General features: G+C 55.0%; 11 protein-coding genes and 1 pseudogene. 4 read left to right on the forward strand and 8 right to left on the reverse strand.

Annotation, left to right across the window (positions count from 1 at the left end):
• Positions 1 to 78 precede the first annotated feature (78 nt).
• Genes thiE through ACTHSP_RS15700 form a run of 4 tightly spaced genes read left to right on the forward strand, consistent with a single transcriptional unit; the run spans position 79 to position 2,128 of the window.
• On the forward strand, positions 79 to 696 hold the full coding sequence (gene thiE, locus ACTHSP_RS15685) for a thiamine phosphate synthase (protein ID WP_107867975.1): 618 nt from the start codon (positions 79 to 81) through the stop codon (positions 694 to 696).
• A gap of 42 nt (positions 697 to 738) precedes the next feature.
• A complete protein-coding gene (gene thiS, locus ACTHSP_RS15690) occupies positions 739 to 933 on the forward strand; it encodes a sulfur carrier protein ThiS (RefSeq protein ID WP_314512480.1) in 195 nt (64 codons plus the stop codon).
• Positions 934 to 991: 58 nt separating this feature from the next.
• On the forward strand, positions 992 to 1,285 hold the full coding sequence (locus ACTHSP_RS15695) for a YciI family protein (protein ID WP_314512482.1): 294 nt from the start codon (positions 992 to 994) through the stop codon (positions 1,283 to 1,285).
• Positions 1,286 to 1,339: 54 nt separating this feature from the next.
• On the forward strand, positions 1,340 to 2,128 hold the full coding sequence (locus tag ACTHSP_RS15700) for a thiazole synthase (protein ID WP_314512484.1): 789 nt from the start codon (positions 1,340 to 1,342) through the stop codon (positions 2,126 to 2,128).
• A 72-nt stretch (positions 2,129 to 2,200) separates the two neighbouring features.
• On the opposite strand, the gene ACTHSP_RS15705 is transcribed toward ACTHSP_RS15700, so the two are convergent.
• The 8 genes and pseudogenes from ACTHSP_RS15705 to ACTHSP_RS15740 form a co-directional block, all read right to left on the reverse strand.
• Positions 2,201 to 2,962, reverse strand: a complete 762-nt coding sequence (locus ACTHSP_RS15705) for a uracil-DNA glycosylase family protein (RefSeq protein WP_314512486.1) — start codon at positions 2,960 to 2,962, stop codon at positions 2,201 to 2,203.
• The gene (gene rimI, locus ACTHSP_RS15710) at positions 2,956 to 3,399 is read right to left on the reverse strand and encodes a ribosomal protein S18-alanine N-acetyltransferase (RefSeq protein WP_314512488.1); all 444 of its coding nucleotides are present in this window, start codon (positions 3,397 to 3,399) and stop codon (positions 2,956 to 2,958) included. The genes ACTHSP_RS15705 and rimI overlap by 7 nt, the downstream gene beginning before the upstream one ends.
• Entirely contained in the window at positions 3,396 to 4,103 is a 708-nt protein-coding gene (tsaB, locus tag ACTHSP_RS15715) for a tRNA (adenosine(37)-N6)-threonylcarbamoyltransferase complex dimerization subunit type 1 TsaB (RefSeq protein WP_440346411.1), read from the reverse strand. The genes rimI and tsaB overlap by 4 nt, the downstream gene beginning before the upstream one ends.
• A gap of 129 nt (positions 4,104 to 4,232) precedes the next feature.
• A complete protein-coding gene (locus ACTHSP_RS15720; protein WP_314512490.1) occupies positions 4,233 to 4,907 on the reverse strand; it encodes a glutathione S-transferase in 675 nt (224 codons plus the stop codon).
• Between the two features lie 8 nt (positions 4,908 to 4,915).
• Complete coding sequence (locus ACTHSP_RS15725) at positions 4,916 to 5,311, reverse strand: hypothetical protein (RefSeq protein WP_440346409.1); 396 nt, start codon at positions 5,309 to 5,311, stop codon at positions 4,916 to 4,918.
• Positions 5,312 to 6,478 carry a beta-ketoacyl-ACP synthase III gene (locus ACTHSP_RS15730; RefSeq protein WP_440346410.1) on the reverse strand — a complete coding sequence of 389 codons (1,167 nt, stop codon included), beginning with the start codon at positions 6,476 to 6,478 and terminating at the stop codon, positions 5,312 to 5,314. It lies immediately after the preceding gene.
• A 19-nt stretch (positions 6,479 to 6,497) separates the two neighbouring features.
• Entirely contained in the window at positions 6,498 to 6,743 is a 246-nt protein-coding gene (locus ACTHSP_RS15735) for a GNAT family N-acetyltransferase (RefSeq protein WP_070646578.1), read from the reverse strand.
• A gap of 34 nt (positions 6,744 to 6,777) precedes the next feature.
• Positions 6,778 to 7,312 (reverse strand): annotated as a pseudogene (locus ACTHSP_RS15740) (dialkylrecorsinol condensing enzyme); the annotation flags it as partial.

The following is a 7,312-nucleotide window of genomic DNA, read 5'->3' on the forward strand; positions in this document are numbered from 1 at the left end:
CAGGCCGTCTGAAAACAAATATTATTCAGACGGCCTTTTCTGATAATATAACAACGAATTATTCCTTTCGGAGCCGTCATGACCTTCCCGCCACTCAAATCCCCCCTGAAATTTTACGCCGTCGTTCCCACTGCCGACTGGGTCGAGCGCATGGTCAAAGCAGGTGCCGACACGGTGCAACTGCGTTGCAAAACCTTGCATGGTGACGAGTTGAAACGTGAAATCGAACGTTGCGTCGCTGCCTGTCAAAATAGCGCAACCCAGCTTTTCATCAACGACCACTGGCGCGAGGCGATAGAAGCGGGCGCATACGGCGTACATCTCGGACAGGAAGACATGGACACCGCCGACCTTGCCGCCATCGCCGCCGCCGGTTTGCGCTTGGGTTTGAGTACGCACTCCGTAGCCGAACTCGACCGCGCCTTGTCCGTGCACCCTAGCTACGTCGCCAGCGGCGCGATTTTCCCGACTACGACCAAACAAATGCCCACCGCCCCGCAAGGCTTGGAGAAACTGCGCGAATATGTGAAACAGGCTCGCGGCACGCCCGTCGTCGCCATCGGAGGCATCGATTTGAACAACGCTGAAGATGTACTTGCCACCGGCGTTTCTTCGCTCGCCGTCGTCCGCGCCGTTACCGAAGCGGAAAATCCCGAAGCCGTGGTTAAAGCGTTTCAGGCTTTGTGGAATGAATGAGACCGTCTGAAAATAAGAAGCCCGATAAGAGGAGCAAACATCATGAAGATTATATTAAACAATGAAGCCATCACATTAAACGGCACAACCGTTGCCGACCTTATCACCCAAACCACGCCGCAAAAACCGTTTGCCGTTGCCGTCAATACCCATTTTGTCGCCAAAGGCGCGTATGCGGAAACGGTTTTAAACGAAAACGATAAAGTGGACATTGTGCGCCCGGTAGTCGGCGGATAAGCGGTTTTACTGCGCGTATAGCTGCGCTATTGGTTTAATGCTGAGAAAAGGAAAAGAAATGTTTATCGTATCGTTGGAATATATTAAAGACTTGGCTGCGGTTGAAACCTACCTATCTGAGCATATTGCGTATCTCGAACAGTATTATCAAGCAGGTGTATTTGTTATGTCTGGACGCAAACAGCCACGGACGGGCGGCGTTATCCTGATGAAAGCATCATGCAGGGAACAGGTGGAAAAGTTAATTGCAGAAGACCCGTTTCACCGAGAAGGCGTAGCGAAATACACAATTACCGAGTTTATTCCGACTAAGGTCGCCGAAGGACTTGAGAACTATTTGGAAACTATCTAAACCGATTTTTCAGAAGGCTATTGCCCCAAAAATAATATTACAAAGGAATCCATCATGTTTACCCTATACGGAGAAACTTTCCCTTCACGGCTGCTGCTCGGTACGGCTGCTTATCCGACGCCGGAAATCCTCAAGCAGTCTGTCCAAATCGCGCAACCGGCGATGATTACCGTTTCGTTACGCCGCGCCGGCAGCGGCGGCGAAGCGCACGGGCAGGGTTTTTGGTCGTTGTTGGAGGAAATGGGCGTGCCTGTGTTACCCAATACCGCAGGCTGTCAAAGCGTGCAGGAAGCCGTGACTACTGCGCAAATGGCGCGCGAAGTGTTTGATACCGATTGGATCAAGCTCGAACTTATCGGCGATGATGACACGTTGCAGCCCGACGTGTTCCAGCTCGTCGAAGCGGCGGAAATCCTGATTAAAGACGGCTTCAAAGTGCTGCCTTATTGCACCGAAGATTTGGTTGCCTGCCGCCGCCTGCTCGACGCAGGCTGTCAGGCGTTGATGCCATGGGCGGCACCGATTGGCACGGGTCTGGGTGCGGTTCATGCTTATGCGCTGAAAGTCCTGCGCGAACGCCTACCCGACACGCCGTTGATTATCGACGCGGGTTTGGGTTTGCCTTCGCAGGCGGCGCAAGTGATGGAATGGGGTTTTGACGGCGTGTTGCTGAATACTGCCGTTTCCCGCAGCGGCGATCCGGTCAATATGGCACACGCTTTTGCGCTTGCGGTCGAGTCGGGCCGTTTGGCTTATGAGGCGGAACCTGTGGAGGCGCGTGAGAAAGCGCGCGCCAGTACGCCGACGGTGGGTCAGCCTTTCTGGCATTCGGCGGAATATTGATAAACATTAGGGCGTGTCGAACACGCCCTTTTTTTGTCGGAGGAAAACCTGATTGCAGGTTGAACAGAATGTTCAGACGGCCTTGGCCAAAAGCTGTTTCAATGGCTTTAAGATTTGCCAAGCCTGAGCTTTGAGTTGCGGCTGCATCAGCAGGCGGGCGGGGTGGGGAATGACGAAATGCGGCCGCTCTGCGCACAATTCGTTCATCAACCCGATCATGTCGGGGCTGTCGAAGATTTTGCCGAGAAACAAGACTGCGCGCGCTTGCGAAGCGGTCAGCTCGTTTTGCATTTCGGCAAGCTCGGCGCGGATGTGTTCGGCATCGGGCAGGGCGGTGAACACGGGCGCGGTTTTGACCCATGCGGTTTTGTGCGCCTGCTCGGGCTTGAGGCCGATGGCGGCGAGGATGTTGTCGAGAAGCGTGCCGACGTCGCCGCTAAACAGCGTACCGTGCAGGCTGTCTTCGGTGGACGGACAAATGCTGACCACCATGATTTCAGACGGCCTGATGGTTACGTCAAGACGGGGCAGATTGTCTGAATGCACGGCTTTTTCTGTTTTTGCCGGTGTTTCGGCCATGGCCTTGGGCGCCGCTTCGGGAACGCGGACAGCAGGTTTGGCCGTTTGCGCAGTGGCAATGGCGGCGGTGCGTGCCTGATGGGCGCCTGCGGATAAAGTGCGCACGGCTTGCGCGGTATCGGCGGCAATGGTTTTGGGGCGGACGGGCGCGGCTGCTGCTTGGGGCACGGCATAGATGATTTTGGCGTTTCGGTTCAGCCACATCGGGCCCAAACCCAAGGCTTCGTGCAGGTGCAGGTAGCGGCTGCTTAACATGATTTCTCCATCAATACGGCATCTTCGCTGCCACCGTCGGGCAGGGCGTAGTAGTTTTTGCGGTGGCCGCAGGTTTGGAAGCCGTGTTTGCGGTAGAGCTGTTGCGCGGTTTCATTGCTTGCACGGACTTCGAGCAGCAATCGGGTTGCGCCTTGCCGTTGCACTGCGTTTTGCCAGTGTTGCAGCAGGGCGGACGCAATGCCTTGGCGGCGGTATTCGGGCGCGACGGCAATCAGGTGCAGCTCGGATTCGTCAAACACGGTTTGCCACACGATAAAGCCGGCAATTTGGTGGTCGGTCTGGCTGAGCCAAACGCTGTCTGGATGGTGTTGAACCGCCGATTCAAACTGCTGCGCCGTCCACGACGAAGGATTGCCTTGTGCATCGATGGCAGCAAGGATGGAGCAGTCGGCAAGTACGGCTGGGCGCAGGTTCACGGTTTGGCCTTTTGTTGGGCTTGCTCTTGCGCGGTCAGGGCAATTTTATTGCGGACGTAGAGCAGCTCGGCGTGTGCCGCATCGGTGGCAACATAGCGGCCGCTGCGGGCAAGTTTGAGATAATCGGCGGCGGTCAGCATATCGGCCTGACCGTCAAAAGGCGGTTTGTCGGCGAGGGCAAAGGCATTGCCGATGCCGCCGCTAGGCGTTTTGCCCTCGGGCGCGGTAATGGCGGCGGCTTTGCCAACCGTGTAATCGCTCAAGCGGACGTGGTTTTGCGTATCAAACCATGCGTAGAATACTTCGCCCATGCGCGCATCGGTGGCCGCCAGTACGCAACTGGATGGCGGCAGCAGCGAAGCGGCGGCATCGAGGCAGGGAATGCCGATCATGGGCGTGTCAAACGGCGTGGCCAAACCTTGTGCAACCGCCGCGCCGATACGCAGGCCGGTAAATGCACCGGGGCCTTGTGCATAGACGATGCAGCCCAAATCGGCGGCCGTGATGCCCGCTTCTTTAAAGAGGCGTTCGATTTGCGGCAGGATTTGTTCGGATTGCTTGGTGCCAACGTTTTCGTGAAACAGGCGGATCTCGCCTTGATGTTCCAATGCGATGGACAGAAAGGATGTGCTGGTGTCGATGGCAAGAGTCGGGCGGTTGTCGGTTGGCATGGTGTTATTTTTTAGAAGGATATGGGTTGCCATTATAGTGGAACGGCGAGGGGGAACAAAGCACTCGGGCGGCGCTTGGGTAAAAATGCCGTTTGCTGCAAAGCTATTCGATAAGTGAACCAAGATTTCAGGCCGTCTGAAAATATTTCAGACGGCCTTGTTTTATTGGTCAAGTTTCAATAAAGGCGAACCTGCTTTTTCAACGGCACGGCGGTAGGCTTCATGCGCTTCGATGAGTTGCAAATAAGCGCGGATATTGGGGTAGTCGGCAAAATCGAAGCGGTCGGCTGCGGCTTGCAGCGGATAACTCATCATGATGTCGGCACCGCTGAGGCTGTTGCCGACCAACCATTTGCGGTTTTCCAATTCGCTGTTGATGTGGGCAAGATGCAGCGCGGCTTGCGGATGGATAAAGCTGCTTTTGACGCTGCCGCTGATTTTGCGGGCAATCGGTTTGACGAAAAACGGCATGGGCGCGCTTTCAATCCGGCGGAACACCAGTCCGAGCAGCAATAACGGCATCAGTGAACCTTCGGCATAATGCAGCCAGCGTTGATATTGCCAGTATTCGCGGCTGTCGCGTTCGGGCATCAGACGGCCGTTGCCGTAGGTTTGAATCAGATAGTCGGTAATCGCGCCGCTTTCCGCCAAGATAAAGCCGTCATCGTCCAATAAAGGCGATTTGCCCAAGGGATGGATGGCTTTGAGTTCGTCAGGGGCGAGCAAAGTGTCAGGATGACGGTGGTAGGTTTGCAGGCGGTAAGGCGTACCGAGGATTTCAAGTAGCCAAACAATGCGCAGGGCGCGGGATTGGTCGAGCGAATGCAGGGTAATCATGAGGGGCTTTAAATATTGGTTTGTTTGAGGTCGTCTATGCTGATTTGGCAGGCATCGGCGTATTTTTGCAGGGTTTTGGCCGGTAGTTTGGCGAACACTTTGGGACGGAAATGCCGACGAAGCTGCCATTTCCATACGCCTGCAGACATGGCCAAGCCGGTTTCATCATAACGACAGCGGAACATATGGTAGTACAGCGGCGAATATTCGCCTTTTTCGACGGCTTCGCGCGCGGCCTGCGTTTGGGCATCGAGTTCGAACACCGCCATTTCTGTGGCGTAGGCTTCGTCCTGCCAACCGTTGCTGGTGGCTGCTTCGTAGTGGCCGTCGCGGGTGCCGTAGATGACTTTGCGGTGGCCATGGTAGCTGGCGCTGTTGTCTTGAGGGATGTCGTCAATCTTCATTCAGACAGCCTTTACTGCTTCCAAAAGCATGAAACATGTTGAAAAACGGCCGCTTTCCGGAACGTAACACAGGATTTTTTGGCCATGTTCGATAGGGAAAGTGCGCATAAATTCTTCAAGGATGATGTAAATCGAGGCCGAACCCGTGTTGCCCTTGCTGTGCAGATTGGTAAACCATTTTTTCTGCGGAATGTCGAAGCCGATGTTTTTCAGGCCGTCTGAAAGGCGGTCGCGGAAAAAGCCGGAAGAGTAGTGGGGCAGGAACCAATCGATTTCTTCGGCGCGGATGCCGTGTTTGGCGGCGATTTGGGAGAGGGGTTTTTCCACTGTATAGCGGACGATGTTTTCGTTCAGCAGTTTGACGTCCTGCTTGACCGCCATCAGGCTGTGGCGGCGGCCGTAATCGGCATCGGCGTGTTTCCAACCTTCAAATACGCCGTCGCGGAATTCTGCGCCGGCATACATGCAGGGCGGCATTTCGTTGGCGTAGGAAAGCAGGTCTATCCAATGGATTTTCAGGCTGAGGCCGTCTGAATTGGGGCGGTCGGACAGATACACCGCGCCTGCGCCGTCAGACAGCATCCAGCGCAAAAAGTCTTTTTCAAACCCGATTTCGGGGGATGCGTTTTCCAGTTTTTTATGGTCGGTTTCACTTTGGAACACTTCGCCGCGCATGACCGCCGAGGCGTTTTCGGAAGCCACGGAAACCGCATGTGCGTGTTCGCCGGTACGCACGGCGTTGTAGGCGTGTTTCATCGCCGCCATACCTGCCGCGCATACGCCTGCCATGCTGAACACTTCGCAAGGCGGCATATCCAGCAAACCATGCACCATCACGCCGTGTCCGGGCATGGTTTGGTCGGGATAGGAAGTGGCGCATGCCAGGCTGCCGATGGCTTCTGCTGGAACGCCTTGGGCAAACAGACCGTTGACCGCTTCGGCAGCCAACTCGGCATTGGTGTGCGTCGTGCGGCGGCTTTCGGGGTCGATGGCGTAATGGCGCGACAAAATGCCGTTGGAACGCAAAATCATACGGCGCACGCGTGACGGCACATCGCCTGCCATGCCGAGGACGGCTTCCATTTCGTTATTGCCGACGGGGGCATTGGGCAAGAAGGCAGAAACGCGGTTGAGATAAACGTCTTTGAGTGTGTTATTCGATGTCATGATGTGTTTGTCAAAATAATCAACCGATAAACCGCGCCGCGTAGTCGCAGCTTGCAGTTAACGGGATGTGGTGTGTTTCGGCGTATTCCATCAGCGCATCCACCAGCAGTTTGGCAATGCCGCGATGACGGAAGTTGGGCGAGACCACGGTATGGTTTACGTCCCAGCCGCCGTTATGTTCGGTATAGCTGATATAGCCTGCTTCCAAACCGTCAATATCGATTTGAAAGCGACGGCGCTCGGGGTAGTGGATAACTTCGGGCATGATGGATTCCTAGTTTGAGGCCGTCTGAAACGTATTATCTGCCTGACGGTTGTCCATAATAATCCGCCAGCTTTTTCAGACGGCCTTTGAGCAACGGATGCAGCAGTTTTTTCAAAATCACGCTGACGGGCAAAACCACTAAAATCATCGCCAATAAAAAGACGATGTAGAAGCACAGCAGCGCACGGCGCAAGAGCGGAGAAATACGGCCTGCCGCCATCAAAAGCTTGCCCCAGACGAAGAAGCTACGGCCGGCGGCGCGTTCGCTGAAAATCAGTTTTTCATTGACTGTCACCGCGCCCATGTTTTGAAACAGGGTTTCGTCCAAAGGCTGTTGGTTCAATAGTGTATCGCGCAATTTCGTACCAAACCGCGCCGCATCCGCCAATTCTTTTTCAGCAATGCCGGCGGAGGGCAGGGAGAGGAAATAGCGTTTGTCGCCGGTCAGCATCCATGCGGGCGTGGTAATGAAACTTGCCGCGCTGTTGCAGTCATCGATTTTTACGATGTTGCCGATGAGTTTGGCGCCGTTTTGTTTCAGCAAAGATTTCATTTTTTCCTGCGCGCCC

The sequence above is a fragment of the Neisseria sp. P0001.S005 genome (assembly GCF_051963715.1).

Coding starts and splice junctions, on each gene's coding strand:
- thiE (WP_107867975.1), top strand. CDS start 79: ATGACCTTCCCGCCACTCAAATCCCCCCTGAAATTTTACGCCGTCGTT.
- ACTHSP_RS15720 (WP_314512490.1), bottom strand. CDS start 4,907: ATGATTACCCTGCATTCGCTCGACCAATCCCGCGCCCTGCGCATTGTT.
- ACTHSP_RS15695 (WP_314512482.1), top strand. CDS start 992: ATGTTTATCGTATCGTTGGAATATATTAAAGACTTGGCTGCGGTTGAA.
- ACTHSP_RS15725 (WP_440346409.1), bottom strand. CDS start 5,311: ATGAAGATTGACGACATCCCTCAAGACAACAGCGCCAGCTACCATGGC.
- ACTHSP_RS15705 (WP_314512486.1), bottom strand. CDS start 2,962: ATGTTAAGCAGCCGCTACCTGCACCTGCACGAAGCCTTGGGTTTGGGC.
- ACTHSP_RS15735 (WP_070646578.1), bottom strand. CDS start 6,743: ATGCCCGAAGTTATCCACTACCCCGAGCGCCGTCGCTTTCAAATCGAT.
- ACTHSP_RS15700 (WP_314512484.1), top strand. CDS start 1,340: ATGTTTACCCTATACGGAGAAACTTTCCCTTCACGGCTGCTGCTCGGT.
- thiS (WP_314512480.1), top strand. CDS start 739: ATGAAGATTATATTAAACAATGAAGCCATCACATTAAACGGCACAACC.
- tsaB (WP_440346411.1), bottom strand. CDS start 4,103: ATGGCAACCCATATCCTTCTAAAAAATAACACCATGCCAACCGACAAC.
- ACTHSP_RS15730 (WP_440346410.1), bottom strand. CDS start 6,478: ATGACATCGAATAACACACTCAAAGACGTTTATCTCAACCGCGTTTCT.